The sequence below is a fragment of the Chromohalobacter sp. HP20-39 genome, from assembly GCF_033052815.1.
Classification (GTDB): domain Bacteria; phylum Pseudomonadota; class Gammaproteobacteria; order Pseudomonadales; family Halomonadaceae; genus Chromohalobacter.
Window position 1 is genome coordinate 1 of sequence record NZ_JAWHTP010000360.1, and the last position, 330, is coordinate 330.

A 330-nucleotide genomic window follows, 5' to 3' on the forward strand; every position below is an offset into this window, starting at 1 on the left:
GTGGTGGTCGATGAATGCCGCACCAGTGTGCCCGGCATCTGGGCCATCGGTGACGTGGTGCGTGGCCCGATGTTGGCGCACAAGGCGGAAGAGGAAGGTGTCGCAGTTGCCGAGCGCATTGCCGGCCAGCACGGTCACGTCGATTTCAATACGATCCCCAACGTCATCTACACCAGCCCGGAGATTGCCTGGGTAGGCCGCACCGAGCAGCAGCTCAAAGAGCAGGGCACCGCCTATCGAATTGGTTCCTTCCCGTTCATGGCCAATGGCCGCGCGCGTGCGCTGGGCGACACGACGGGCCTCGTCAAGGTGATCGCCGATTCTGCCACG

At 63.6% G+C, this 330-nt stretch carries 1 protein-coding gene; it reads left to right on the forward strand.

Annotated features, from left to right (window positions below; all coding sequences use genetic code 11):
- Positions 1 to 330 (forward strand): FAD-dependent oxidoreductase (locus tag RVY79_RS18370; RefSeq protein ID WP_317465975.1); only part of this gene is annotated, 330 nt, incomplete at both ends.